Origin of the sequence: Thiohalophilus thiocyanatoxydans (assembly GCF_004366735.1) — a bacterium.
Lineage (GTDB): Bacteria > Pseudomonadota > Gammaproteobacteria > UBA6429 > Thiohalophilaceae > Thiohalophilus > Thiohalophilus thiocyanatoxydans.
This window is the reverse complement of sequence record NZ_SOQX01000002.1, coordinates 640,316-666,018: the sequence shown is the minus strand read 5'-3', so window position 1 is coordinate 666,018 and position 25,703 is coordinate 640,316. Positions and strand designations below refer to the sequence as shown.

Here is a 25,703-nt window from a genome sequence, read left to right as displayed (position 1 = left end):
ATTGCTTCGCTTCGCTCGCAATGACCAAAAATAGAGAGGTCATTGCGAGGAACAACGTGACGAAGCAATCTCTCTGGACTGGTATTCGGAACACCTATTTAGGTGCTATTTATAGGCGCAGGGATATAAAACTTTCCTCATGCTCTGTACGTTACTGGCACGATGAATATTAAGGTGGATTAAATAATTTTCTTTTTCTTTGCGTTCTCCGCGCCTTTGCGTTCTCCGCGCCTTTGCGTTCTCCGCGTTATATTTCCAGAGAATCGAAAAAAGCTCAGATCATCATCAACGCTGCAACGACGTTACGCCCTTCGGCCACCAGGATGTTAAAGGTTCGGCAGGCGGCGGCGGTGTCCATCACTTCCAGACCGACGCCGGCTTCCTGGATCCGCGCCATGGTCTCGCCGTTGGGAAAGCGCAGTTGCGCGCCGGTGCCCAGCAGGATCAGTTCCGGTTCGTAGGCGAGCAGGGTGGTGAGGTGTTCGGGTTGCAGTTCGTCGTAGGTTTGCGGGACCCAGTCAGCGGTGAGATGTTCGCGGCTGATGATGAAGCTGTCGTTGAATTCGGCGTTACCTTCGTCATCCTGCTCGATATTCACCACCCCGCGCAGGGGATGCCACGGCGGAATGACCACGGTAACCTGCCCGGTATCATAAGCGCGGATGGTGAGTCCGCCGACCTGTTCGAGACTGAATTTCATCCGGATTCCTGTTAAGGCCAGTAGGCTTGCGGCGACAGCTTCGTTCAGGGGCGGGCGCGGCGTCAAGTCCGTTGTCCGATCGTGGGCTAAGTCCCTGAAATTTACGGGAACATTGACAGTCTACCGGCGAACCCGTTAATGTTACCCGCTTTGCGACGAGACGGGGCTGGCGTGCGTGCCCCGGGTGATTAACCCTTTTTCTGATCGGACTGCCCACTTGATAGACGATTTTCCGAGAATCAAACGGCTGCCGCCGTATGTCTTTAATATTGTTGGTGAATTGAAGGCCGCGGCCCGGGCGCGTGGCGAGGATATTATCGACTTCGGCATGGGCAATCCCGATCAGCCGACCCCGCAGCACATCGTCGACAAGCTGGTCGAGGTGGCCCAGCGCCCCGATACCCATCGCTACTCCCTGTCGCGCGGCGTGCCGCGCCTGCGCCGGGCCATCTGCCGCTGGTACCAGCAGCGTTTCGACGTAGAGCTGGATCCCGAATCCGAGGCGATCGTCACCATCGGTTCCAAAGAGGGACTGGCCCATCTGGCGCTGGCCACGGTCGGCCCGGGCGACGCGGTCCTGGTCCCCAATCCGGCCTATCCCATCCATCCCTACGGCTTCATCATCGCCGGGGCCGATATTCGCCATGTGCCGCTGGTGCCGGGAATCGACTTTTTCGAGGGGCTGGAGAAGGCGATCAAGGACTCCTGGCCCAAGCCCAAGATGCTGGTGCTGAACTTCCCCGGCAACCCGACCACCCAGTGTGTGGATCTCGAGTTTTTCCAGAAAGTGGTCGATATCGCCCGCGAGCACCAGATCTGGGTGGTGCACGATATCGCCTATGCCGACATCGTTTTCGACGGCTACAAGGCGCCGTCGATCCTGCAGGTCAACGGGGCCAAGGATGTGGCGGTGGAGTTCTACTCCCTCTCCAAGAGTTACAACATGCCCGGCTGGCGGGTCGGCTTCATGGTCGGCAACCCGAGCCTGGTGGCGGCGCTGGCGCGGATGAAATCCTATCTCGACTACGGCATGTTCACGCCCATTCAGGTGGCGTCGATCACCGCGCTGGAAGGGCCGCAGGATTGCGTGACCGAAATTGTGGAGCGTTATCGCTCGCGCCGCGATGTGTTGTGCGACGGGCTCAAATCCGTGGGCTGGGAGATCGAAAAACCCAAAGGCACCATGTTTGTCTGGGCGCCGATACCCGAAGAATATAAAGACATCGGCTCACTGGAATTTTCAAAATTACTGTTACAGGAAGCCAAGGTCGCGGCGTCGCCCGGCATCGGCTTCGGTGACTACGGCGACGATCATGTCCGCTTCGGGCTGATCGAAAACGAACACCGTACCCGGCAGGCGATTCGGGGCATCCGGGACATGCTGCGCAAGGATCCAAAGGATCTCAAAAAGCAGGCCGGCAAATAATCAAGAGGAAGCAAGTCAGTGGAACCGGTTAAAGCAGGATTATTGGGATTGGGCACCGTCGGCGGCGGGACCGTGAATGTATTGCGGCGCAATGCCGAGGAGATCGAACGCCGCGCCGGGCGCGGTATTCGCATCACCCATGCCGCCGCCCGGGATCTGGACAAGCCGCGCATTTGTGACACCACCGGCATTACGCTCACCACCGATCCGCAGGACGTGGTCAGCAATCCCGATATCCAGATCGTGATCGAACTGATTGGCGGCGACGGCCTGGCAAAAGACCTGGTCATGCAGGCGATCGAGCAGGGCAAGCACGTGGTCACCGCCAACAAGGCGCTGATCGCCAAGCACGGCAACGAAATCTTCGCTGCCGCGCAGAAAAAAGGCGTCATGGTCGCCTTCGAGGCGGCGGTGGCCGGCGGTATTCCTATTATAAAGGCGATCCGCGAAGGGCTGGCCGGCAACCAGATCCAGTGGCTGGCCGGCATTATCAACGGCACCGGCAACTTTATTCTGACCGAGATGCGCGACAAGGGCCGTGAATTCGAGGACGTGCTCAAAGAAGCCCAGGAACTGGGCTATGCCGAGGCCGATCCCACCTTCGATGTGGAAGGCATCGACGCGGCCCACAAGCTGACCATTCTCTCCTCGATCGCCTTCGGTATCCCCTTGCAGTTCGAAGCGACCTACACCGAGGGCATCAGTAATATCACTCGCGAGGATGTCGCCTACGCCGAAGAGCTGGGCTATCGCATCAAGCATCTGGGCCTGACCCGCCGCACCGACAAGGGTGTGGAGCTGCGCGTGCACCCGACCCTGATCCCCGAGCGCCGCCTGATTGCCAACGTGGATGGGGTGATGAACGCCGTGCTGGTGATGGGCGACGCCGTCGGACCCACTTTATATTACGGTGCCGGCGCGGGCGACGAACCCACCGCCTCGGCGGTGGTCGCCGATCTGGTCGACGTAGCGCGGGTACTGACCTCCGATCCCGAAAACCGCGTTCCGCACCTGGCCTTCCAGCCCGATGCCATCAGCGATCTGCCGATCCTGGACATGGAGGCAGTCGAAACCGCCTACTACCTGCGCATGCAGGCCGAGGACAAACCCGGCGTGCTGGCCGAAGTGACCCGCATCCTGGGCGATCGCGACATCAGCATCGAGGCGATCATCCAGAAAGAGCCGACCGAAGGCTCCGACAAGGCCAACGTCATCCTGCTGACCCACGTGGTGCGCGAGAGTAAAATGAACGAGGCGATCGAAAAGATCGAAGCCATGAAATCAATTCACGGCGACGTTACCCGCATCCGCGTCGAATCGCTCAAGGCTTAGAGAATTGAAATATATAAATTTACCGCAGAGACGCAGAGAGCGCAGAGATTAATAAGTTTATAACTGTTACAAGTTTATGTGGGGGGCAGCCGTGACTTTTTGCTTAACGCCAGGCCAGTCGCCGATAAAATCGCCTCCCACAATACAAGATCAATTATAACTCTGAGTCCTCTGCGTCTCTGCGGTAAAAATTTAAAACCCTGGAGAAATGAAACCATGCCATTTCGTACCCGTTATACCGGTTTGATTGACAAGTACCGCGACCGCCTGCCGGTGCATGATGACACCCGTATCATCAGCCTGGGCGAGGGCAATACACCGCTGATTCGCCTGAACAACATCCCCCGGGTGCTGGGCAAGGACATCGATATCTACGTCAAGTACGAAGGGTTAAACCCCACCGGATCGTTCAAGGATCGTGGCATGACCATGGCGGTGACCAAGGCGGTGGAAGAGGGCAGCAAGGCGATCATCTGTGCCTCCACCGGCAACACATCGGCTTCGGCGGCGGCCTATGCCGCGCGCGCCGGGATTACCGCGTTTGTGTTGATCCCCGACGGCAAGATCGCCCTGGGCAAGCTGGCCCAGGCGATGATGCACGGCGCCACGGTTATCCAGATCAAGGGCAACTTCGATGAAGGCATGCAGCTGGTCAAGGAAGTCGGTGCCGAGGCACCGGTGACCATCGTCAACTCCATCAACCCCTATCGGCTGCAGGGGCAGAAGACCGCCGCGTTTGAAATCGTCGAAGAGCTGGGCAGCGTGCCGGACTTCCACTGCATTCCGGTGGGCAACGCCGGCAACATCACCGCGCACTGGATGGGCTACAGCGAGTATCACGAAAACGGCATCGTCAACACGCTGCCGCGCATGGTCGGTTATCAGGCCAGCGGCTCGGCGCCCTTTATGCGCGGCAAGATGGTCGACGATCCCGACACCGTCGCCACCGCGATTCGCATCGGCCATCCGCAAAGCTGGGACAAGGCCTGGAAAGTTCATGAAGAGTCCAAAGGCTGGTTCGACGAATGTTCCGACGACGAGATCCTGGCCGCGCAAAAACTGCTGGCCGAAAAAGAGGGCGTGTTCTGCGAACCGGCTTCCGCCACCTCACTGGCCGGGGCCATGCGGGATATTCAAAGCGGCAAGATCCCCGAGGGCAGCAAGATCGTCTGCACCCTGACCGGTCACGGTCTGAAGGATCCGGATATCGCCATCCAGCAGAGCACGGCGGTCCAGGCCGTCGATGCCACGCTGGACGAGGTCAAGAAGGCGATTCTGGCGAATATGGAATAAGAAAGTTGGCAGAGGGCAGTTGACAGTCGGCAGTTATCAATCGGAAATCGGAAGTCTGAAATCGACTGCCGTCCCGGGTTTCAGACTTGCGACTTGCGACTTGAGATTCAGGACTTATGACTGACGACTCACGACTTGATCTTACCGTCTTTGTGCCCGGCCTGCTGGGGCCGCAGCCGATACTGTCACAATTGTCGTCTGCTGACTTGCCGGACTTCACTTCGCTGGAAAAGGCACTGTCCCGCGCCGATATAACCCCCGATCCGATTCGTGATGCGTACGCCGGGCTGTTTCAGCTGTTCGGTATCGAGCCCGATTCAACCGGCGATTATCCCGCGGCGGCCATTTGCCAGTCGGTGCAGCAGCTGCAACTGGACAACTTCTGCCTGCGGGCCGATCCGGTGCATCTGCAGGCGGATATGACCAGCGCGGTGTTACGCGCGCATCAGGCATTGCGCCTGGATGCGGATGAGGCGCAACAGCTTGTCGAGAGTATCAATCAACATCTTCACCAGGACGGTTTGCAGCTGGTCATGGGCCAGCCCCATCACTGGTATCTGAGTTTATCCACCGCCCCCGAACTTCAGACCTCACCCTTGCCGTCACTCCTTCTGCAGGATATCGATCCCCATCTGCCGCGCGGTAACTCGGCCGCCGAGTGGCGTCGATTGATGAACGAGGTTCAGATGCTGCTTTACGATCACCCGGTCAATCAGCAGCGCGAGGCCGAAGGGCGTCTGACTGTCAACAGCCTGTGGTTGTGGGGCGGAGGCCATCAGCCTGAACAATCTTCCGTGCACTGGCAACAGATCTATACCGACGACTGGCTGCTGGATGCGCTGGCCCGCTTTCATGATGTCGCCAGCGACGATTTGCCCGAATCGGTCGAGACGTTGCTGCAGGATTGCGAGGGCGAAGTGTTGTTCCACATCGAGGATTGCCTTCAACCGTTACGCGAGCAGGATCCCTTCGCCTGGGTGGCGGCCGTGCAACAGTTCCAGGCTTTGTGGCTGCAACCGTTGCTGGCGGGGCTGCAGCAAAACCGTTATCAACGCCTGACGCTGTTACCCGCAGATGGCAAACGCTATCAATTAACCAGACATACGTTACGCCGCTGGTGGCGCCGTCGTCGGCCGTTGGCCAGGTGGGTAAGCGATGGGGTTTGATCAGCATATCCGGCGCCGTTCGTTGCCGGATGAGATGCCGCAGTTGGCCGATGATCTGCATCCGGTTCTGGCGCGAGTGTTTGCCGCGCGGGCGGTGCGTGATGCCGATGAGCTGCAATACGAGCTGCAAAAGCTGTTGCCCTATCAACAGCTGCGGGACATCGATCGTGCCGTCGATCTGTTGATCGCGGCACTGCAACAACAGCAACGGGTGTTGATCGTCGGTGACTTCGATGCCGACGGGGCGACCAGCACCGCACTGGCCGTCGCCGCGTTGCAGGCGATGGGCCTCAAACAGATCGATTATCTGGTCCCCAACCGCTTCAAGTTCGGTTACGGCCTCACCCCCGAGATCGTCGAGGTGGCACGTGAGTACCGGCCGGATCTGATTATCACCGTGGACAACGGCATCGCCAGTCTTGCCGGGGTGGAGGCGGCCAACGCGCAGGGCATCAAGGTGTTGATCACCGATCACCATCTGGCCGGGGAACAGTTGCCGGCGGCCGAGGCGATCCTCAATCCCAACCAGCCGGACGACCGCTTTCCCAGCAAGGCACTGCCCGGGGTCGGGGTGATGTTCTATCTGTTGATGGCCTTGCGGGCGCGCTTGCGGGAGATGAACTGGTTCGAACAACAGGGCCTCGAGCAGCCCAATCTGGCGCAATACCTGGATCTGGTCGCGCTGGGTACGGTGGCCGATCTGGTACCGCTGGATCGCAACAACCGCATCCTGGTCGCGCAGGGGTTGTCGCGCATGCGTGCCGGTCAGGCGCGGCCCGGGATCCGCGCCCTGATCGAGGTGGCCGGGCGCACGGCCGAACGACTGAGTGCCAGTGATATCGGTTTTTTCATCGCCCCGCGACTCAACGCGGCCGGGCGCATGGATGACATGTCGCACGGGATCGAATGTCTGTTGGCCGAGAACGAACAAAAAGCCCGTGAGCTGGCGCAACAACTGGATAACCTGAATCGCGAGCGCCGCGGTGTCGAGGCGGAGATGAAGCAGGATGCCCTGCAGCTGCTGGATAACATGCAGCTGGATGAGGCGAACCTGCCGCACGGGCTCTGCCTGTTCGATGAGAACTGGCACGAAGGGGTGGTCGGGATCCTCGCCTCGCGGGTCAAGGAGCAGGTCCATCGCCCGGTCATCGCCTTCGCCGCCACCGCCAACGGCGCGATCAAGGGCTCGGCCCGCTCGGTGCGCGGCCTGCACATTCGCGATGCCCTGGATGCGGTCGCCACCCGCCATCCCGATCTGATCAGCAAGTTCGGCGGCCACGCCATGGCCGCCGGGCTGAGTCTGCCGCGCGAACACTTTGAGACCTTTGCCGAGGCCTTCGATACGGAGGTGCGTCGCCATCTCGATGAAGCCGAGCTGTGCGGCGAGCATTTCAGTGACGGGCCGCTGGCGGCCGAGGAGATGACTCTGGAGCTGGCCGAGGCGATCCGCCAGGCGGGCCCCTGGGGGCAGGGTTTCGAGGAGCCGCTGTTCGATGGCGAGTTCGAGCTGGTGCAGCGGCGTATCGTCGGCGAGCATCATCTGAAAATGGTGCTGCGCCATCCCGGGGCCCCGGAGCGGGTGTTCGACGCCATCGCCTTCAACCACGTGGATCACGACTGGCCGGCCGAGGTCAGCCGGGTCGAGCTGGTCTATCAGCTGGACGTCAACGAGTACCGCGGCCAGCGCAGCCTGCAACTGCTGGTGCGCTATCTGCGTCCCATCGCGTAGATCCCTCCATCGCTTAGGCCAGGGAATTCGTGTATCATACGCGCTTCACATTTTCCGGTGGTTTATCAATATGTTGGAAGTCAACGCAATCCAGACCCGTATCAAGGACATGCAAGGGCGACTCGAAGCCCTGAGGGGGTATCTTTGACTTCGATACCAAACAGGAACGGCTGACTGAGGTCACCCGGGAGCTCGAAGACCCGGCTATCTGGAACAATCCCGAGCATGCCCAGGAACTGGGCCGCGAGCGGGCGCATCTGGAAAAGATCGTCGAGACCATCACCGACCTGAGCCAGCATCTCAACGAGGCCGGCGAACTGCTGGAGATGGCCATTGAGGAACAGGATGAAGCCACGGTCAATGCGGTTGTCGCGGATCTGGACGAGCAGGAGAAACATCTCGAACGGCTGGAGTTCCAGCGCATGTTCTCCGGGCCGATGGACGCCAAGAACGCCTTTATCGATATCCAGGCCGGCTCCGGTGGCACCGAGGCGCAGGACTGGGCCAACATCCTGCTGCGCATGTACCTGCGCTGGGGCGAGAACGCCGGTTTTACCACCGAACTGATCGAAGTCTCCGAAGGCGATGTGGCCGGCATCAAAAGCGCTACCGTCAAGTTCAGCGGCGAATACGCCTACGGCTGGCTGCGCACCGAAACCGGCGTGCACCGCCTGGTGCGCAAGTCGCCGTTTGATTCGGGCAATCGTCGCCACACCTCGTTTGCCTCGGTATTCGTTTATCCGGAAGTGGATGAGTCGATCGAGGTCGATATCAACCCCTCCGATCTGCGTATCGATACCTACCGCGCCTCCGGTGCCGGTGGCCAGCACGTCAACCGGACCGACTCGGCGGTGCGCATCACCCACGAACCGACCGGCATCGTCGTCCAGTGCCAGAGCGGACGCTCCCAGCACCAGAACAAGGATCACGCGATGAACCAGCTCAGGGCGAAGTTGTACGAGATGGAGCTGCAAAAACAGAATGCCGAAAAACAGGTGCTGGAAGAGTCCAAGTCCGACATCGGCTGGGGCAGCCAGATCCGCTCCTACGTCCTGGACCAGTCCCGCATCAAAGACCTGCGCACCGGCGTCGAATCCAGCAACACCCAGGCCGTGCTCGACGGCGATCTGAACCAGTTCGTCGAGGCCAGTCTGAAAAGTGGCTTATAAATAACAGGGCCGAGGGACGAGTTACGAGTAACGAGGAAAACAAGTTGTCATTTCGGCACAGGCTCCGATCGGAATCCAGTCATTAAACACAAAGCGGTCACCTGACGGGGATTTAATAACACAATTGTGTTTACTTCGTGTCTTGGTGTCTTCGTGGTGAATAAATTGATCAAAGAGATAACTCATGGCAGATAACAACGAGCAGCAACCGGAACAGCCCGTCGACGAGAACAAGCTGATCGCCGAGCGGCGGCGCAAGCTGGGCGAGTTACGTGAGTCCGGCGTGGCGTTTCCCAACGACTTTCGCCGCAACGTGGTGGCCGGGGAGTTGCACGCCGAGTACGGCGAGAAGAGTGCCGAGGAACTGGAGGCCAACCCGGTGCGGGTGAGGGTGGCCGGGCGCATGATGCTGCGTCGGATCATGGGCAAGGCGAGCTTTTGCACCGTGCAGGATATGTCGGGCCGCATTCAGCTTTACGTACGCCGCGACGATCTGCCCGAAGGCATTTACAACGAGCAGTTCAAAAAATGGGATCTGGGCGACATCATCGGTGCCGAAGGCACGCTGATGAAAACCAACACCGGCGAGCTGTCCATCAAGGCGGACAGCATTCGCCTGCTGACCAAGTCCCTGCGCCCCCTGCCGGAGAAGTTCAAGGGCCTCGCCGATCAGGAGACCCGCTATCGCCAGCGCTATCTCGATTTGATCATGAACGAGGAGTCGCGCACCACCTTCCAGACTCGCTCGAAGATCATCAGCCACATTCGTGAATTTTTGATCCAGCGCGGTTTTCTGGAAGTGGAAACCCCGATGATGCAGGTCATCCCCGGCGGTGCCACCGCCAAACCGTTTTCCACCTATCACAATGCGCTGGATATGGATCTCTATCTGCGCATCGCCCCGGAGCTCTATCTCAAGCGCCTGGTGGTCGGCGGCTTCGAGCGGGTGTTCGAGATCAATCGCAACTTCCGTAACGAAGGCCTCTCCACCCGGCACAATCCCGAGTTCACCATGCTCGAGTTCTACGAGGCCTATGCCGACTACCGCGATCTGATGGATCTCACCGAAGCGATGCTGCGCGACACCGCCCAGTCCGTCCTCGGTAACACGCTGGTGACCTATCAGGGCGAGGCATACGACTTCGGCAAGCCCTTCGCGCGCATGAGCGTAAAAGAGTCGATCCTGCACTTCAATACGGATATCAGCGAAGCCGATCTGGACGATCTCGACACGGCCCGCGACCACGCCAAACGCCTCGGCGTTCAACTCAAAGAGAGCTACGGCCTGGGCAAGGTGCAGATCGAGATCTTCGAGAAGACGGTCGAACATCGCCTCAAGGACCCGACCTTCATCACCGCCTATCCCACCGAAGTCTCCCCCCTGGCGCGACGCAACGACAACGATCCCTTCGTCACCGACCGTTTCGAATTCTTCGTCGGCGGGCGCGAGATTGCCAATGGCTTCTCGGAGCTCAACGACGCCGAGGACCAGGCCGAACGCTTCCGCCAGCAGGTCGAGGAGAAGGAAGCCGGCGACGAGGAAGCGATGTACTTCGACGAAGACTACGTCACGGCTCTGGAACACGGCATGCCCCCCACGGCGGGCGAGGGCATCGGCATAGACCGCCTGGTCATGCTCTTCACCGACTCCCCTTCGATCCGCGACGTGTTGTTGTTTCCGCACATGCGGCCGGATGTCTGAAATGATCGCCCTTCGGGCGAGCTGAATTTTGAAAGCGGGCTCTCGCACCTCAGACTTTATTCCCTCCCCTCCAAGGGGAGGGCTAGGGTGGGGTGATAAAAATCTACTTCCTAAATGATCGCCCTCCGGGCGCCCTTGATCTTGAAAGCGGGCTCTCGCACCTCAGACTATATTCCCTCCCCTCCAAGGGGAGGGCCAGGGTGGGGTGATCAAGCATCCAGTCCTCTCTAAATGATCGCCCTCCGGGCAAGCTGTATCTTGAAAGCGCTGACCCGCCAGCGCGCCTCGGGTTCATTTCGTTGTTACGCGACAACGAAACGAACCAAAGAAAACGCGCCCGAAGACGCCGCCGCTTCAGCCATTTCCAATGGCTGAACCGGTTCCCTGCGCTTCTCGCTCCAGTCGGGCTCGCCAGACGGCACCTCCGTGTGCCGACTGGCGAGTGGCGGCTTGTCTCATAGAACCCCTTCGGGTTTCATTATGAGTACCCTACCCATCTCCGATGGGTCAGGGCACCCTGCGCGCACCCTTCGGGCTAATCCTCCTTCCACTGCGATGCTCGGCGGCGTCTGACGGGACACAAGCCCTCTAGATACGATTCAGAAAACCCTGATATTCATGAAAATTAGCCGGGTAGTGCGGTCGAAAAACCGAAAAATGCTTGCTAATATCAGGGGTAATTTCTGTGTTTTACTGCAATAGACAGATTCTGCCTAAATCACAGTTCGCTCTGTAAATAAGGAAAATATAATGCTCGAAAGAATATTACCAGTACTGTTCGCAATCACCATTGTGCCTGCGTTCTCGGGATGCGCTGGCATGGCTGACGCGACTTCTAAAATGGCAGGTTTAGGCGTAGTAAAACAGGAAAAATCGACGTTTGACGACGCTACAATAGTCGAGGTGTCACCCAACTGGTTGTATGATCCCGATAGCTCATGGGGGAATAGCGTTAAATTAGGGGCGCGCTGGTCAAGTAACGCACCTGAGCATGTTGCATTAGTACTGTCCCATAGTTCGAATACATCAGGAAGTGGTGCCGCATATGTTGGCCTAAGTGGAGTTGAGATAAACATTGATGGTGATATCAAGTCGTTCTCGTCCGGCAAACCAACAAATCTTGACAGTAGTGGCTACAATTCAGTTTCTCGAACTATTTATACGGAAAGCAAGAATACAGTTGTTATTCCTTATTCGCTCCTTGAGCGTATGGTGGATTCGAAAGACTGCCGCATAAGAATCCATACAAGCAAAGGGTATGAGGATGCGAGATTCACCATCGAGAGAATTCCTGGTGGTCAGGGAACAGCAATCTTGTCCATCCGAGAATTCATAGAAAAAGTGGATGCCGTAAAAGAAAAGGGGTAACAAGCAGATATAATCAACCTACAAAACACCATTTTCTTTGTCAAAATGTATTGTAAGTGTTGCACTGGAAATTAGAATTCAATTTTTATTCCCCGTGAATCTGGCAGGATCCGTAACTTACTGGAGGTGAGAATATGTACAAAGTGGGAGAAAAACCCGGAATCGGTCGTTACTGCTGCACCAACTGTGACTGGAGCGTTCGGCTCGACGATGCTTCGGACCGTCTGCCGCCATGTGGAAAGTGCGGTAAGGGTCAAAACACCACGTATAGGCGTTGTTGACCTCGAGGAAATCAGGGGCAGGTCTTGCCTTTTGTCTTTCTATAAGCAAAAGACAAGACCTGACCCTGTGGGTTTTCGTCATTAAGGAGGGATTGTGGCAATAGAGTCACCTTTATTTCAAAGTGCAATGGAGCTTCTCGGGCACTCATTGTCACATTACAACGGCAAGAAAGAGTTGGACCGAAAGCTGGTGATCCTACATCTTGCTAACGCAATCGAGCTAATCCTAAAAGACTTGGTTCTCGATTCGGGTGAATCAATATACAAAAACCCAAAAGAAACGATCACAATCCAGGGGTGCCTATCAGCACTTGAAAAGCATGAGATTGAGGTTCCATATCTTAATAAGGTTGAGCTGTTAATTGATGAGCGTAACGCGCTCCAGCACCGATTTGGATCGCCTAATGAGCTTACCAGTATTTTCTACATGAGCATTGCTCAAGAATTCTTTAAGCAGGTTCTTAAAAAGCACTATGGTCAAGAATATGATGAAATAATATCTCAATTTGCTGAGGAACAGGACCTCGCTGAGTACAACCTCAGCAACCCGTCGAATGACCAGGAGCTTGAAAAGCTACAAGAGCTTTCCAAGATCCACCCCTTAGGCGCGCTTCTTTCTGCTTGGTCCTATTTTGAAAAAATGACAGAAGTATTTATGTCGGAGGCAGGCTTGGACTTTGGTCGGCGGCGACCATTCATGATGGAGCTGACAAGAGGCCGCTTGGCGCACTATGGGATTGCGCTGCCGGAGCACCTCCTTTTCAAAATTCAGAAAATGCGGCACATCAGGAATATGGCTGCGCATGGCCGCTCTGAACCGACGAGGGAAGAAGTAGTTGAAACCATTGAAACGATTGAAGAACTCGAGCGATTTCTGGGAAATCTCGATAAGGATGATATTTCAGAGCGTGCTCGACCTGACAAAGAAGAGTATGAAGAGAAGCAGAGGCAGTATCTAAAAGATCGAGAAATCATGAGGGAACGGCGCCAGCGTATGATGGAGTTCGACGAAACCGACGACTAACCAGAGAATCAAGCCGACCGATTTTCCGCTGCCGCTCCAAATCGGCGGCTTATTCAGCGTAGATAAGGGGTCGGTGACAAATGCTAATGCAAATAATTCTCGTTTGTCACCGACCCCATTTATGCAGAAACCTTCTATGAAGGTAAGTGCTATAAATACGAAAAACCAAGAAACAATACAGAATACGGCAACGGAAACAGTAAGGCGCTGTTTGTAAATTTCCTTACCACTAAAGAGCCATTTAAATCATTTTTCAATGTTACTCTTGCTGAGGACTTCTTTAAAAACGTACGCTGCTCACTTCTGCATGAAGCAATGATGCGTAATGGATGGAAAATACGAATTGACACTGACGTTTTAGTGAAGCAAGACAATGGCATAAAAATTCTAAACAGGTTTCATTTCCTGCAAGCACTTAAATATTACATAAATAGCTACAAAAGAGAAGTGCTTGGTAATAAGGATAGAAAAAATGCATTTATTAGAAAAATGAACTGTATCTGTAACAATGCATAGCAATCACATCAAATTCGCACTCTGCGGTCGCCTGACGCTCCTGTCGTCGCGTCGTTTGCGTGGGCATTATACAAAAAGTGAGGAGTTAGTGACTAAGGAATTTTCTAAATGCACTCACTAATCGTATATGGTTTTCCGATCATATTAGTTTCATTCGAAGCTTTGCTTAGAAACCTGTTGAATGTCGATACGTTAGGGTTTGTGGGGCCAACTCTGGCAGCAACTGGAATTTCATTTCTAGTCCCGCTAACAAAGTTAAAGGAGTTTGAATTTGAAACAGAAGAAGGGGAACGTTGGATCAAAGTTTCCAAAAGAGACCAGGTTTTCGTTAATCTAATGTGGTTTTTTTTATTCGTTTCTCTATTTGTCTGGTTCTGGGTTTGCACATTGTCTATCCAAGGCTCTTCATTTATTTTTCTTGGTTTTCCTGCTCAAATATTGGCCGGAGCAGGTCTCTATATTGTTAGTATAATTCTTGGTGCGGTTAAGGAGTTCATGTGATGAATATAGATCTAATGAGCTTATTAATCGGTATTTTTTCATCAATACTTGCGGCTGTGTCTGTTTATATTACAAAGAAAATAGTTAGGAAAAAATTAGAACAAAAGATTATCACACTCAAAAATAGTAGTGGGGGCGAGATTGAAATAATTACTGAAAATAATGGAGAGAGCAATATTCGATCGTCCTTTAACGATGCGATTGAATATGAGAAATCTGTTGCTGATATTCTCAGGAGTCTCAACTTTGAAGTTGAAGAAACTTCACTTAACTTTTCAGATAAAGGTTACGATCTCCTATTGAGATCGGGAGATAGGTTGGTTGCCGTCGAAGTTAAATCTCACTCAAAACCACTTTCGGCGAATGTGGTCAAGGAAACATTGCGCAAGTTCCCGAGCGATATTGATGATGCATTGTATATTTCTAAAAATGGGTTCTCAATCTCGTCTATTGACTATATTAAAAAAATAAATAAGAGTATAGCGTTAGCGAGTGGCGAAAATGAAGCATTAGCTAAAAGTATTAAGAGTGCATTGGAGTCCAAAGGTATAGCAAGCCAAACAAGTGGGAGGAACTGACGTGCTCCCCTTCTTGGATCGCTAAATGACTGCTCCTGGCCGTTCACAGTCCATTGAATTGATGTTGGAGTAGTCTAGAATATATGGATAGGCAGATACCAACTCAAAGCAGTCATCGGGATAACGATGTTAACTCCATTAGGTTATAAAGTTTTATAAGGCCTAGGGGGCAGAGGCAGAGTTTGCAATGTGCAAGCTTTGGTCCCATTATACAATTATTGATAACGGGGTGTGGTATGACTGAGCTATTTCTATAACAATAATTTAAAGCTTTATATTAGCAATTACTGAATTATGCTATACGGACCAATAGGTTTCCTATCAACAACTGTTATGCCGAGAGGGGAACGCATGTGGCACCACGTTAAGGTTCATCCGTGGATCGGAGAGAATTACCACACACCAAAGGAGCTGCCGTTCCGAACCCTGATCATCGGGGAATCCAACTACACGGCTCCGGAAGCGTTTTCCGACAATTTGGTGGTCAACTGCGTCCGCACGCACCTAGGGCACAATGACGATCCGAACTTCTCGAGGTTTGCAACAAAAATTCGGAAGTTGGCCTGCCTTTCCAGGGGCACTCTGTCGCGTGAAGCGTTCTGGAACGATGTTGCGTTCTATAACTTCGTGCAAGTGCGCGTAGGCGAGGTTGCCCGAGATCGCCCTACCGACGATATGTGGCGTGAATCAGTGGCCGCGTTTGGTGAAATCACTGAGGCGATCCGCCCACAAAGGATATGGGTTCTTGGAAAAACCAATTGGAATCATTTCATTCGGCATGTCAGGCACAGTCATATCGATCCACATGTCGTAGAGTTGCCTTCATCGTGGGAATCGGTGTTCGCGTGGTATACGAACCATCCGTCAAGCGGGATTAGCTACGAGAAATGGTCTCCCCTAGTGGCGCGGCTTCTATTTGGCCAGCATAACAATGCGCTTCAGCCAATGCAGAAAAGCTGCGCGCCTGATCGCTAGCGTTATGTATTGAGCGAGCTATGGATCAATCGACGATTGTAATCAGTGATATCGAAAAACTTCTAGACGAGGTTGCGCACACTGCAAATGTGCGGAAAATAGCCATAGGAATTGCTGCTGGCTTTTCAAAGCACGAGATGGGTCTCTACTTGTCTGACCCTCAGTACCGGAGATCGCGAAAGGGCGACATCGGCACTCTCAGCTTGAAGTGGTTTCGGAGAAGGAAAAACCAGGACATCAAGGACCGGTTCACGCTAGAGGGTAGAAGAAGAAGAATGGCAGTTCGTGCCGAGAAAACCACTGGTGCCGATCCTGAATATCAGAATCAGGCCGACCAAGCAGAGTACAACAGATTCGATCTCAGCTGGGAAGATGAGTGTGGCTCTAGACGGTTCGTACTCGCAATGGAAATCGAGATGGACTTAGATAGTAGCGAAGTGGTCAGGGACTTCAAGAAGCTGCTTAAAAATCGGTCCCGTGCCAGCAAGGTCATGGTCTGCCAAGCAAAAACGTCAGGGGAGGCTAGAAAGATAGCAAACGAGCTTTCTGAACAGCTTGAGCGACATGCCAAGCCTATCGGAGAGTTTCTTGTGTCGGTTTGGACTTGGGAGGTAGGTAGATTTTTACACTTCCCCCTGCATTCACATAACCACGTGCTCGAGCCGACAGGCTGATCACTGCGGCTCAGCTCTGCATTAGGCGCTTGGAGGTAACGTGATGTCGTGGCTTAGTGAGAATGGACTAGCGTTGTATGGATCTGTTACTGGTACAGCTGCTCTCTTGATCACATTCTTTAGTCATCGACATAACGTTAAGAAAGATCAAATCAAACTTTCCGTTTCATATGCTGGCCACCAGAACAAATCAAAGAACATTGAGCTTCTTAATACAGATAACAGCGAAAATACTTGGGATAAACCTAATCTTGTTGAAGTCTATACGGTGACAGTGCGTAATCTCGGTAGTATTTCAGCGCCGCTTCACGACGTCGGAGTCATGGATAAAGACGGAAAGAAACACCAAGCGCTAGTCAATCATCAAATGAGCCATTTCCTGCAATCTTTATCTGAGTCACATAGTGAGACACTTGAACCAAGGGCAGCAAAGACGTTCTCGGTATATCTAAGAAGAGGCGAATCAGTTTTCTTACCAGTGTTAGCTTACGCGATTGATCAAACAGGTAAGGAATGGAAATGTCGTGCCTAACACGTCTCTCCATTTGATACTCATTCCGCTGCGCTTCACTCGCGCAAGTGAGTTTCGTCGTTGAATGACCGCTTCTGCCGATCACCGACCATTGAATTGATATGGGTTAGGTTAATTCTCGTGGTGCTGCTGATCTACTGATATGTTACGTGAAATCTCGTGGAGCATCCGGTTGGCAACCAACCATTCGCTAAAAGGGAAGCTGTAGTGTTTAATAAAGGTGATGATGCCAGATAAAATTTCCACTGCGATCCAAATTTAACACAGGGCGCAGCGTTAGGCATAAATATTGAAATAGACTCGTGAAAACACCAATACTCCGAAAATATGAAGCTAGACTTGCTGAAGTTAATGATCAGTTGATATATTTCTTATTTTCAGATGCTGAAGTAGAGGCGCATTTAGAAAAAAACACCAAGAATAACGAAGATAAATATACAACCGACATATTTCCTGATAATCAATTTTCTGAAAGGCTGCACATAAAGGCAAGTGCGTTAACTGAGTTTAGAAGGAAATCTTTCAATACCTTAGTAGGCGTTAGTCTTATTTCCGCTGTCGAGTACCTACTTTATTACATAGAAGAAATAGAGGATTACAGAGCAAGCGTCTTGCCAAGTCTGCATGATTCCATAAACGATGATAAGCCAGAACAACAATTAGCCAGTAAAATTAAAGCGTGGGGTGGTAACGAAATTCATAGCGCAATTATTAAAACAATAAAATATCTACGATTAAGGCGGAATCATATTGCTCATTTAGGAGAGGAAATGACACAGGACTTTAGTTCTCTAATAAAAAATGATGCAAATCATCTCAATGGTTACTGGAAATCGAAAAAAAACCGAAATTTATGACTTTGATTTTTCAAATCCTTATTTCCTAGCATTTAATGTAAATGATGCATTGGCGCTAGCAAATCTTTCTAGGGTTTGCTTGAAAATTGTCGATAAAGAAGTGCTTTCTACAATATCAATGTCAGACATAGCTCAATATGAAATTGTAGATTTTTTGAAAAATAGAGACCTTAATGGAATGTGTATTTCTAAAAAAGTTAGAAAATTCCGTGGTGTTTTGCATAGCAAGTATGGAGATTATATTAATTGTACTGAGGAAGAATTTGAAAGATATGCAAATATTGTATAACAATGCGCTTGTTAGGCTGGAAACCACACTGCACGTCATTTGCTCCGCACAGTTTTAACGTTATATGACAGGAGAATATTACTTTGGCTAATCCTATACGAGCTCAAATTAATCCAGATTTACTGATTTGGGCACGAAAGTCATGTCGTATGGATATTGATTATGCTGCTGATAAGTTGAAAGTAACCCGTGAAAATCTGGAGAGCTGGGAATCTGGTAGTAAACAACCAACAGTAAACCAACTAAGAAATATAGCAAAAAAATACCGCATTAACTTCGGCGCTTTTTTCCTACCCTCACCACCTCAGGTTTTCACACCACCAGTTAAAGATTACCGCCTACATCATGGTGCAGAAAGTAATGATATTGATCCAGATATAACTATAGAACTTCGCATGAATTTACAAGCTCGAGAAATTGCGCTTGAGCTTGAAAATGAGCTTGATGAATCATTTTCGCGATTCGAACTCGAGTGCTCAATTAATGATAAACCCGAGATCGTCGCCACAAATATTCGAAAAGTACTAGGAATTTCATTTGAAAAGCAAAAGAAATTTAGATCTTCCCGTGTAGCGTTTAATGAATGGCGTAATGCAATATCTTCCTATGGCGTCTTAGCACTACAGTCTACTCATATCGCTTTGCGTGATATGAGGGGCTACTCTGTTTACTTTGATTATATGCCTCTGATAGTAGTAAATAGAAAAGATGCCTATGCAGCAAGATCATTTACCTTATTGCATGAATTCACGCATTTATTACTACGATCAAGTGGACTTTGTGACCTTAATTCTGATGATAGTCGACCAGTACATGATCAAAAACTAGAGGCATTTTGTAATGCGGTTGCCTCCCATGTTCTTGTCCCAGATAGTTTACTTTTATCATATAAACAATTACGCGGTGTCCCTAGTAACCAGTGGAATGATGAAATTCTTTCTCCAATTGCTAAAGATTTTGGTGTCAGCAGAGAAGTTATTCTTCGTAAGCTGTTAGATCACGGGCTTACTACTAGAGAATTCTATCTAGAGAATAGAGAGCGTTACACTCAAGAGGCTATAGAATACAAAAAACGTCAAAAGGGTGGCTTTGTAACGCCATCAATTGATGTGATAAGCGCTAAAAGCAGGCAATTTGTCTCTCTCGTTTTTGACGCTATGAATAGCAATGTAATTACAAGGAACGATGCTTCTGATTATTTGGGCGTGAGAGCTAAACATTTTTCTGCCATCGAGTCAATGTTAGGCAGTAAATAATGGGGCTGCCTAAGTACCTAATAGATACATGCTCACTAACTAAGATGCGACATACATATCCTGAGGACGTATTTCCAGACCCATGGCTTAAGTTAACTGAACTAGCTGATTCTGGAATTCTCATTTCTGCTGAAGATGTATGGGAGGAGTTGAATGTCTTCGAAGATGAAATATCCTCATGGGCACAATCTCGACATAACTTTTTTCAGCCATTAACGCCAGATATCCAGTTACGTGCCACTGAAATACTCAGCTCACATCCTGGGTTATTGGATCTCAGAAAAAATAAATCTAGCGCTGATCCGTTTGTAATAGCAACCGCAGTTGAATTTGATTGTTCTGTTGTTACTGAAGAGAAAGCCAGCAACTCATACATAAGACCTAAAATACCTAATGTATGTTCTGATTTAAGTGTTGAATGCATTGATATTGTAGAAATGTTTAGGCGCGAAGGACTTGGGGCATGAAAACCTGCAAAATAACAAGTCATTCGTGTGAGATAGGCGCAAAGAACGCGCCTGATACACAGTTCTATCGTTATGTTGAATGTCGGCTTCTCTTCTGGCCGAATGCAGATATGTCTATTGTCGACTCAGTAGAAATGGGGCGTAGGGATTAAACTTTAACCAGCCAGCTGTGTTGGTTATTTTCGGCTACTGTATTCCCGATACAGATCCATCATTTCATTGGCATGATGAAACAGCCCGCAGAAAATGGCGTCGGAGGGATTAAATTTTAATCAATCCCTCCGTTTTTTATTCCCTGCAAGAAACCCTAACCGGTTTCCAGCGCCACGCTGTAGGGCAACTCCTGAAATGCCAGTGCCGGGCCGTCGGGGTTGCTGACATGGATCGGGCCGGCTTCGGCGCTGCTGATTTGCAGCACGGCGAGCAGATCGACGCCGCCCTGGGGTGAGGGCTGGGCGAGGACCACCTTGCCGACGCTGCTTTCGCCACCGGGGCTGTAAAGGGGCTCGCCGGGGGCGGGTGGGGTGTCGGTATCGATATGGGCGCGGTACATGCGGCGCTTGAGGGTGCCCAGGTAGTGCATCCGGGCCACCACTTCCTGGCCGGTGTAACAACCCTTTTTGAAGCTGATGCCGCCGAGGCTGTGCAGGTTGGCCATCTGCGGGACGAAGGCGTCGGTGGTGTCGCTGTCCAGGCTCGGGACGCCGGCGGTGATATCCAGCCAGCTCCAGGCGGGATAGCCGACCGGGATCGCACCACCGCTTTGCAGCGCCTGCCACAGATCGATCAACGGGCCGCTCGGGCCGTGGATCTCGAACCGGGCCTGCGGGCCGGGGATGCGGATCACGGTCAACTCCTGGTGTTGCACGGTGTCGTCGACCGCGGCCGGCAGGCCGGGTAGCCAGGCGCCGAGCAGCGTTTCGGCGTCGGGACCGGCGATACCGAAGCGGGCCAGCGTCTCACTGGCGTCCTCCAGGGTGGCGTCGCTGCGCAGCACGAACATGCGCAGCCGTTTGAGCGTCGGCTCGAGAAGCGGGCGGGGCAGGGCCAGGCAATAGAGCTCGCCCCGGCGGAACAGGCGTATGTTCGCCAGCATGCGACCCTTGGGGCTGCAATAGGCGCTCAGTTGGCTGTGTTCGTCGGTTACCTGGTGGACATCGTTGGTGAACTGTCCCTGCAGGAAGGCCTCGGTATCGCTGCCGGTGGCGGTAATCACGCCCTGATGCGAGAGATCGGCGATGACCGTGGCCGAGTCGGCCGCGCGCAGTTCATCCTGCGGCGCACCAAAGTCGGTGACCTGATCGTCCGCGATGCTGGCGTGTTGTTGCGCCAGAAATGTTTGCCATTCACTGTTCATAACTTGACCCTTCACCCGCTTGATATGTGTTGGCAGATAACGGATAGTAACATTTCTTAGCGCATCTTCCTAAGCTCGATAGCGTCGCTGAATTTGTATAGCTGGACGCTGTGCCTGAAACGACTACACTGGCAATAATGACAACAAAAAACGTACGGCCAAAATTTCTTAACCTGTTCAGGATCCATCTGCCGGTGACGGGGGTTGTGTCATTTGCGCACCGCGTCAGTGGCGCCGTGCTGGTGTTGTCGCTGCCGGTTGTGGTTTTTTTGTTCGCGTTGTCCCTGCACAGCGAACAGGGGTTTGAGCGGGTCAGCGAGATTCTCCAATGCGGCTGGGTCCGCCTGCTGTCGTTGCTCGTGCTCTGGGCGCTGTTTTCTCACCTGTTTTCCGGGGTTCGCTTTTTATTACTGGATCTGGATATCGGCATGCGCCTGGCGGCCGCGCGCGCCAGTGCCTGGCTGGTGCTGGCACTGGCCGCGCTGGTGCTGATCGCACTGCTGATGGGAGTGTTGCTGTGAGTCTGCACGGACAGGGCTTGCGGGCCTGGTTATGGCAGCGGCTGACCTCCGTCTATCTGACGCTGTTTGTTGTCGCCGCCCTGATCACTTACGCCGCCAATGCGCCGCTGGATTATGCCGGCTGGCGCGCCTTAGTGGCGCATCCGGCAATCAACGTGGCGACCGCCATCTTTATTCTGGCGCTGTTGTTCCATGCCGGGGTCGGGATGCGGGATATTCTGGTGGACTACGTTCATTCGCTGGCCTGGCGCTTTACGATTCTGGTCGGCCTGCTGGTGTTTCTGCTGGCACTGGGTATCTGGTCGATGTGGATTCTGATTTCGGTAGTGGCGTTATGACAATTGCAAAACGACAATTCGATACCCTGGTGATCGGCGCCGGTGGCGGGGGGTTGCGCGCGGCGTTGCAACTGGCCCAGGCCGAAGCCAGTGTGGCGGTGGTCTCCAAGGTGTTTCCCACCCGTTCGCACACGGTGGCGGCCCAGGGTGGCATGAATGCGGCACTGGCCAATGTGTTGCCCGACAGCTGGCACTGGCACATGTACGACACGGTCAAGGGCAGTGACTATCTCGGCGATCAGGATGCCATCGAATACATGTGCCGCTCGGCCTCGAACCTGGTGGTGGAGCTGGAACATGCCGGCGTGCCCTTCAGCCGGCTGGATAACGGCAAGATTTATCAGCGCCCCTTCGGCGGCCAGAGCCAGAACTTCGGCGGGGATCAGGCGGCGCGCACCTGTGCAGCGGCGGATCGTACCGGCCATGCCATTTTGCATACCCTCTATCAGCAGAACATTCGCGCCAAGACCCATTTTTTCGACGAGTATTTCGCCATTGATCTGATCAAGGACCAGGAGGGATTTATCCTCGGCGCCCTGGTGCTGGAGATCGAAACCGGCGAGCCCCTGCTGATCGAGGCCAAGACCACCCTGCTGGCCACCGGCGGGGCGGGACAGCTGTTTCGCACCAACACCAACGCGCATATCAACACCGGCGACGGACTGGCGATGGCATTGCGGGCCGGGATTCCGGTCCAGGATATGGAGTTCTTCCAGTTCCATCCGACCGGCATCGCCGGACGCGGCATGTTGATCACCGAAGGCGCGCGGGGCGAGGGGGGCTACCTTATAAATAAGGACGGCGAGCGGTTCATGGAGCGCTATGCCCCCCATGCCCGCGATCTGGCCAGTCGCGACGTGGTCAGCCGGGCGATCGCCACCGAAGTGCGTGAAGGGCGCGGCTGCGGTTCCGACGGGGATCATGTGCTGCTGAAACTGGATCATCTGGGCCGCGAGGTGCTGTACAAGCGCCTGCCGGGGATCTGCGACACGGTGAAAATGTTCCTGCACATCGATCCGGCCGAGGAGGCGATTCCGGTCTTTCCCACGGCGCATTATACGATGGGTGGGATCCCCACCGATCGCCACGGCCGGGTGATCGTGCCGGTGGCGCAGGGACAGGAGTCGATTCCGGGACTGTATGCGGTGGGCGAGTGCGCCTGTGTCTCGGTCCACGGCGCCAACCGCCTGGGCGGCAACTCGCTGCTGGATATCGTGGTATTCGGGCGGGCCGCCGGCAATGACATCATCGACTACCTGAACGACAACCGCTACCACCGCCCTCTGGACCACGACAGTGTCGAACAGGCCATGGCGCACCTGCAGCGCTGGGATCAAAAAGGCGAGGGGGAATCGGTGCCGGTTTTGAAAAAGGAACTGCAAACCACCATGGAAAATTACTGCGGGGTATTTCGCAGCGAAGAAATTCTGCAGCAGGGGCTCGACAAGGTCTTACAACTGGAACAGCGACTTCAGGCTGTGCGCCTCAAGGATCACAGCAAAATCTTCAATACCGCGCGGATTGAGGCCCTGGAGCTGGAAAACCTGATGGATATTGCGATTGCCACCGTAGCCTCGGCGCTGGGCCGTCAGGAGAGTCGCGGCGCCCATTCGCGGATCGACCATCCTGACCGGGACGACCAGCGCTGGCTGAAACATTCTCTATACTATAAGGAACAACATCGCCTGGATTACAAGCCGGTGACGTTGAAACCGTTGACGGTCGACTCGTTCCCGCCGAAGGAACGAGTCTACTGAGTAGTGACTAGGGGCTAGGTCCTAGGGGCTAGGAAAAGGGACGAGTGACGAGGTACGAGGGCCGAGGTGGGATTTGACGGGACTGATTTTATATCACCCCTCCCTGACCTTTATGCCCCCGGGTGCTCCCCTTGCAGGGGAGGGAATGATCTCGCTACCGGCACGATCAATCCCCCTCCCATAGGGAGGGGTTAGGGGAGGGGATAAAAAACCTCGTTCCTCGTCACTCGTCCCTCGGCCCTTTTCGAAAAGTGAGAGAGACCCGCCTGGCGTTATACTGTTAATGTAAGCCGATAATCTTGATGAGCTGAGACAATGCGATTTCAAATCTATCGATACGATCCCGAAAGCGACCAGGACCCCTGGATGCAGGAGTTCGAGCTGGAGGCGCGTCCGGGGATGATGCTGCGCGATGCGCTGCTCAAGCTTAAAGAGCAGGACGAGACGCTGGTGTTTCGGCATTCCTGTGGCGAAGGCGTGTGCGGCTCCGATGCGCTCAATATCAACGGGACCAATGCGTTGGGATGTCTGACGCCGCTGGCGACGTTGAAGGAGCCGGTCGTAGTGCGGCCGGTGCCGGGGATGCCGGTGATTCGGGATCTGGTGGTGGACATGGATCAGTTCTTTTCCCATTACCGGGCTATCAAGCCGTATCTCATCGTTGACGATCCCGAGCCGGAGGTGGAATACCGGCAGACGCCCGAAGAACGGGAAAAGCTCGACGGCCTGTATGAATGCATCCTCTGTGGCTGCTGCACGACCCAGTGCCCCTCGTTCTGGTGGAATCCGGAAAAGTACCGGGGACCGGCCGCGTTGTTACAGGCTTACCGCTTTTTGGCCGACAGCCGGGATCAGGCCCGGGCGCAACGGCTTGAGGAGCTGGAAGGGCCCTTCCGGCTGTTTCGTTGTCATACCATTATGAATTGTACCAATGTCTGTCCGAAGGGACTCAATCCCGCGGAGGCGATTAACAATATCAAGAAGATGATGGTCAAGGAGATGTTCTGACCATGACTATGTTGACGGACAGTACGCCGGAGCAATCCCGTATTTACTGGCAATGCCGACGCGGCATGCTGGAACTGGATCTGATGCTGCAACCGTTTGTGGAAAATCACTTTACCCGTTTGACACAACAACAGCGAGACGCCCTGGCGACGCTGCTGACGTACCCTGATCAACAATTACTGGACTATTTGCTGGGATACGGTGTCCCGCACGACAAGGATGTGGCCGATGTGGCAGAACAAATTCGAAACGCGGCTGGAACTTGAGCCGACCCCCTCCCGCTATTTACTGATCTATCTGATTGTACTGCACGCACTGGCCGGCGTGGCGTTGTTACAGCCGTTGATCTTGCCGGCGAGCGTGCGTTTTGCGTTGTTCGCGGCGCTGGTGACCAGTTTGCTCTGGCAGATATGGCGCCATTACCGGGACAGCCGGCGCTCAACGCGTCTGATCTGGCGGACCGATGGTGCCTGGGACTGTCAGATGGATGAGCAGCACTGGCCGGATCTGTCAATGCTGCCGTCCAGCTACATCACTCGCGGTTTGATCATCCTGCACCTGCAGCCGGTAAACGGACGACGACTTTACAAGGTGTTGTTGCCCGACAGTCTGGCCAAAGAACAGTGGCACCTGTTGTGGTTACGATTAAGGTATGCGGGGTCTTCGGACCAGGGCCGAGTTACGAGGAACGAGTGACGAGCTGGGTTTGCCGGGACTGATTTTATATCACCCCTCCCTGGCCCTCCCCTGGAAGGGGAGGGAATCATCTTGCTAATAGCGAGGATTAGTAGCGTAGGTCATGCTGGCGATAGCCTGCGTGACACCTGATGCTTATAAAACCTCATCACGAAGACACGAAGTAAAATTAACCTGCTTCGAGACTTCGG

At 53.5% G+C, this 25,703-nt stretch carries 27 protein-coding genes; 25 read left to right on the top strand and 2 right to left on the bottom strand.

The genetic code is table 11. The features are described 5' to 3' along the window. Nucleotides 1-274 precede the first annotated feature (274 nt). A complete protein-coding gene (locus EDC23_RS06890; RefSeq protein WP_134082424.1) occupies nt 275-700 on the bottom strand; it encodes an Mth938-like domain-containing protein in 426 nt (141 codons plus the stop codon). 217 nt (nt 701-917) lie between these two features. Here EDC23_RS06890 and alaC point away from each other — a divergent pair, with 217 nt between their 5' ends. The 19 genes from alaC (at nt 918) to EDC23_RS06795 (ending at nt 19,835) form a co-directional block, all read left to right on the top strand. Next, the gene (alaC, locus tag EDC23_RS06885) at nt 918-2,126 is read left to right on the top strand and encodes an alanine transaminase (protein WP_134082421.1); all 1,209 of its coding nucleotides are present in this window, start codon (nt 918-920) and stop codon (nt 2,124-2,126) included. Nucleotides 2,127-2,144: 18 nt separating this feature from the next. Next, the gene (locus tag EDC23_RS06880; protein WP_134082418.1) at nt 2,145-3,458 is read left to right on the top strand and encodes a homoserine dehydrogenase; all 1,314 of its coding nucleotides are present in this window, start codon (nt 2,145-2,147) and stop codon (nt 3,456-3,458) included. A gap of 216 nt (nt 3,459-3,674) precedes the next feature. Then, nucleotides 3,675-4,751 (top strand): threonine synthase, encoded by a 1,077-nt coding sequence (gene thrC / locus EDC23_RS06875; protein ID WP_134082415.1) that lies wholly within the window; start codon nt 3,675-3,677, stop codon nt 4,749-4,751. 116 nt (nt 4,752-4,867) lie between these two features. Next, nucleotides 4,868-5,917, top strand: a complete 1,050-nt coding sequence (locus EDC23_RS06870) for a hypothetical protein (protein WP_134082412.1) — start codon at nt 4,868-4,870, stop codon at nt 5,915-5,917. Then, nucleotides 5,907-7,646 carry a single-stranded-DNA-specific exonuclease RecJ gene (recJ, locus tag EDC23_RS06865; RefSeq protein ID WP_134082410.1) on the top strand — a complete coding sequence of 580 codons (1,740 nt, stop codon included), beginning with the start codon at nt 5,907-5,909 and terminating at the stop codon, nt 7,644-7,646. Before EDC23_RS06870 ends, recJ begins: the two co-directional genes overlap by 11 nt. Nucleotides 7,647-7,716: 70 nt before the next feature. Next, a protein-coding gene (gene prfB, locus EDC23_RS06860) for a peptide chain release factor 2 (protein WP_134082407.1) occupies nt 7,717-8,815 on the top strand; the annotation gives its coding sequence in 2 pieces (ribosomal slippage) (nt 7,717-7,791 and nt 7,793-8,815; 1,098 coding nt in all). Between the two features lie 184 nt (nt 8,816-8,999). After that, entirely contained in the window at nt 9,000-10,517 is a 1,518-nt protein-coding gene (gene lysS, locus EDC23_RS06855; RefSeq protein WP_134082403.1) for a lysine--tRNA ligase, read from the top strand. A gap of 819 nt (nt 10,518-11,336) precedes the next feature. Further along, nucleotides 11,337-11,885, top strand: a complete 549-nt coding sequence (locus tag EDC23_RS06850) for a hypothetical protein (RefSeq protein WP_134082400.1) — start codon at nt 11,337-11,339, stop codon at nt 11,883-11,885. Nucleotides 11,886-12,019: 134 nt separating this feature from the next. Beyond that, nucleotides 12,020-12,166 (top strand): zinc ribbon-containing protein, encoded by a 147-nt coding sequence (locus tag EDC23_RS14365; RefSeq protein WP_134082397.1) that lies wholly within the window; start codon nt 12,020-12,022, stop codon nt 12,164-12,166. Between the two features lie 94 nt (nt 12,167-12,260). Further along, nucleotides 12,261-13,190 (top strand): hypothetical protein, encoded by a 930-nt coding sequence (locus EDC23_RS06840; protein ID WP_134082394.1) that lies wholly within the window; start codon nt 12,261-12,263, stop codon nt 13,188-13,190. Between the two features lie 624 nt (nt 13,191-13,814). Then, nucleotides 13,815-14,207, top strand: coding sequence for a hypothetical protein (locus EDC23_RS06835; protein WP_134082391.1), 393 nt, complete (start codon nt 13,815-13,817; stop codon nt 14,205-14,207). Beyond that, complete coding sequence (locus EDC23_RS06830) at nt 14,207-14,785, top strand: restriction endonuclease (protein ID WP_134082388.1); 579 nt, start codon at nt 14,207-14,209, stop codon at nt 14,783-14,785. The genes EDC23_RS06835 and EDC23_RS06830 overlap by 1 nt, the downstream gene beginning before the upstream one ends. Before the next feature lie 351 nt (nt 14,786-15,136). Further along, a complete protein-coding gene (locus EDC23_RS06825) occupies nt 15,137-15,760 on the top strand; it encodes a hypothetical protein (RefSeq protein WP_134082384.1) in 624 nt (207 codons plus the stop codon). Nucleotides 15,761-15,780: 20 nt separating this feature from the next. After that, complete coding sequence (locus tag EDC23_RS06820) at nt 15,781-16,434, top strand: hypothetical protein (protein ID WP_134082381.1); 654 nt, start codon at nt 15,781-15,783, stop codon at nt 16,432-16,434. Nucleotides 16,435-16,477: 43 nt separating this feature from the next. Further along, on the top strand, nt 16,478-16,966 hold the full coding sequence (locus EDC23_RS06815) for a hypothetical protein (protein WP_134082378.1): 489 nt from the start codon (nt 16,478-16,480) through the stop codon (nt 16,964-16,966). Nucleotides 16,967-17,268: 302 nt separating this feature from the next. Further along, on the top strand, nt 17,269-17,823 hold the full coding sequence (locus EDC23_RS06810; RefSeq protein ID WP_134082375.1) for a hypothetical protein: 555 nt from the start codon (nt 17,269-17,271) through the stop codon (nt 17,821-17,823). Further along, nucleotides 17,786-18,112: a hypothetical protein gene (locus EDC23_RS06805; protein ID WP_166668793.1), complete on the top strand. Its 327-nt coding sequence runs from the start codon at nt 17,786-17,788 to the stop codon at nt 18,110-18,112. The genes EDC23_RS06810 and EDC23_RS06805 overlap by 38 nt, the downstream gene beginning before the upstream one ends. A gap of 83 nt (nt 18,113-18,195) precedes the next feature. Further along, complete coding sequence (locus EDC23_RS06800) at nt 18,196-19,368, top strand: XRE family transcriptional regulator (RefSeq protein ID WP_166668792.1); 1,173 nt, start codon at nt 18,196-18,198, stop codon at nt 19,366-19,368. Next, the gene (locus EDC23_RS06795; protein ID WP_134082365.1) at nt 19,368-19,835 is read left to right on the top strand and encodes a DUF4411 family protein; all 468 of its coding nucleotides are present in this window, start codon (nt 19,368-19,370) and stop codon (nt 19,833-19,835) included. Before EDC23_RS06800 ends, EDC23_RS06795 begins: the two co-directional genes overlap by 1 nt. A gap of 307 nt (nt 19,836-20,142) precedes the next feature. Here EDC23_RS06795 and ygfZ read toward each other — a convergent pair whose 3' ends face one another. Further along, a complete protein-coding gene (gene ygfZ / locus EDC23_RS06790; protein WP_134082362.1) occupies nt 20,143-21,192 on the bottom strand; it encodes a CAF17-like 4Fe-4S cluster assembly/insertion protein YgfZ in 1,050 nt (349 codons plus the stop codon). A gap of 137 nt (nt 21,193-21,329) precedes the next feature. Between ygfZ and sdhC the strand changes: the two genes are divergently transcribed. The 6 genes from sdhC to EDC23_RS06760 all read left to right on the top strand — a co-directional run bounded on the left by sdhC (nt 21,330) and on the right by EDC23_RS06760 (nt 25,512). Continuing rightward, nucleotides 21,330-21,713 carry a succinate dehydrogenase, cytochrome b556 subunit gene (sdhC, locus tag EDC23_RS06785; RefSeq protein ID WP_134082359.1) on the top strand — a complete coding sequence of 128 codons (384 nt, stop codon included), beginning with the start codon at nt 21,330-21,332 and terminating at the stop codon, nt 21,711-21,713. Next, the gene (sdhD, locus tag EDC23_RS06780) at nt 21,710-22,051 is read left to right on the top strand and encodes a succinate dehydrogenase, hydrophobic membrane anchor protein (protein WP_134082356.1); all 342 of its coding nucleotides are present in this window, start codon (nt 21,710-21,712) and stop codon (nt 22,049-22,051) included. Before sdhC ends, sdhD begins: the two co-directional genes overlap by 4 nt. Beyond that, nucleotides 22,048-23,808: a succinate dehydrogenase flavoprotein subunit gene (sdhA, locus tag EDC23_RS06775; protein ID WP_134082352.1), complete on the top strand. Its 1,761-nt coding sequence runs from the start codon at nt 22,048-22,050 to the stop codon at nt 23,806-23,808. Before sdhD ends, sdhA begins: the two co-directional genes overlap by 4 nt. Before the next feature lie 315 nt (nt 23,809-24,123). Further along, complete coding sequence (locus tag EDC23_RS06770; RefSeq protein ID WP_134082349.1) at nt 24,124-24,816, top strand: succinate dehydrogenase iron-sulfur subunit; 693 nt, start codon at nt 24,124-24,126, stop codon at nt 24,814-24,816. A 2-nt stretch (nt 24,817-24,818) separates the two neighbouring features. Beyond that, on the top strand, nt 24,819-25,082 hold the full coding sequence (locus EDC23_RS06765) for an FAD assembly factor SdhE (RefSeq protein WP_134082346.1): 264 nt from the start codon (nt 24,819-24,821) through the stop codon (nt 25,080-25,082). After that, nucleotides 25,045-25,512, top strand: coding sequence for a protein YgfX (locus EDC23_RS06760; protein ID WP_134082344.1), 468 nt, complete (start codon nt 25,045-25,047; stop codon nt 25,510-25,512). Before EDC23_RS06765 ends, EDC23_RS06760 begins: the two co-directional genes overlap by 38 nt. Nucleotides 25,513-25,703: the final 191 nt, after the last annotated feature.

Excerpts from the sequence above, each read along its gene's own strand:
- EDC23_RS06765 (WP_134082346.1), top strand. The coding sequence starts at position 24,819 with ATGACTATGTTGACGGACAGTACGCCGGAGCAATCCCGTATTTACTGG.
- ygfZ (WP_134082362.1), bottom strand. The coding sequence starts at position 21,192 with ATGAACAGTGAATGGCAAACATTTCTGGCGCAACAACACGCCAGCATC.
- EDC23_RS06795 (WP_134082365.1), top strand. The coding sequence starts at position 19,368 with ATGGGGCTGCCTAAGTACCTAATAGATACATGCTCACTAACTAAGATG.
- EDC23_RS06870 (WP_134082412.1), top strand. The coding sequence starts at position 4,868 with ATGACTGACGACTCACGACTTGATCTTACCGTCTTTGTGCCCGGCCTG.
- EDC23_RS06760 (WP_134082344.1), top strand. The coding sequence starts at position 25,045 with ATGTGGCAGAACAAATTCGAAACGCGGCTGGAACTTGAGCCGACCCCC.
- EDC23_RS06890 (WP_134082424.1), bottom strand. The coding sequence starts at position 700 with ATGAAATTCAGTCTCGAACAGGTCGGCGGACTCACCATCCGCGCTTAT.
- EDC23_RS06770 (WP_134082349.1), top strand. The coding sequence starts at position 24,124 with ATGCGATTTCAAATCTATCGATACGATCCCGAAAGCGACCAGGACCCC.
- sdhA (WP_134082352.1), top strand. The coding sequence starts at position 22,048 with ATGACAATTGCAAAACGACAATTCGATACCCTGGTGATCGGCGCCGGT.
- EDC23_RS06805 (WP_166668793.1), top strand. The coding sequence starts at position 17,786 with ATGGTTACTGGAAATCGAAAAAAAACCGAAATTTATGACTTTGATTTT.
- EDC23_RS06820 (WP_134082381.1), top strand. The coding sequence starts at position 15,781 with ATGGATCAATCGACGATTGTAATCAGTGATATCGAAAAACTTCTAGAC.
- EDC23_RS06830 (WP_134082388.1), top strand. The coding sequence starts at position 14,207 with ATGAATATAGATCTAATGAGCTTATTAATCGGTATTTTTTCATCAATA.
- EDC23_RS06850 (WP_134082400.1), top strand. The coding sequence starts at position 11,337 with ATGGCTGACGCGACTTCTAAAATGGCAGGTTTAGGCGTAGTAAAACAG.
- EDC23_RS06835 (WP_134082391.1), top strand. The coding sequence starts at position 13,815 with ATGCACTCACTAATCGTATATGGTTTTCCGATCATATTAGTTTCATTC.
- lysS (WP_134082403.1), top strand. The coding sequence starts at position 9,000 with ATGGCAGATAACAACGAGCAGCAACCGGAACAGCCCGTCGACGAGAAC.
- EDC23_RS14365 (WP_134082397.1), top strand. The coding sequence starts at position 12,020 with ATGTACAAAGTGGGAGAAAAACCCGGAATCGGTCGTTACTGCTGCACC.
- EDC23_RS06825 (WP_134082384.1), top strand. The coding sequence starts at position 15,137 with ATGTGGCACCACGTTAAGGTTCATCCGTGGATCGGAGAGAATTACCAC.
- thrC (WP_134082415.1), top strand. The coding sequence starts at position 3,675 with ATGCCATTTCGTACCCGTTATACCGGTTTGATTGACAAGTACCGCGAC.
- recJ (WP_134082410.1), top strand. The coding sequence starts at position 5,907 with ATGGGGTTTGATCAGCATATCCGGCGCCGTTCGTTGCCGGATGAGATG.
- sdhC (WP_134082359.1), top strand. The coding sequence starts at position 21,330 with ATGACAACAAAAAACGTACGGCCAAAATTTCTTAACCTGTTCAGGATC.
- EDC23_RS06815 (WP_134082378.1), top strand. The coding sequence starts at position 16,478 with ATGTCGTGGCTTAGTGAGAATGGACTAGCGTTGTATGGATCTGTTACT.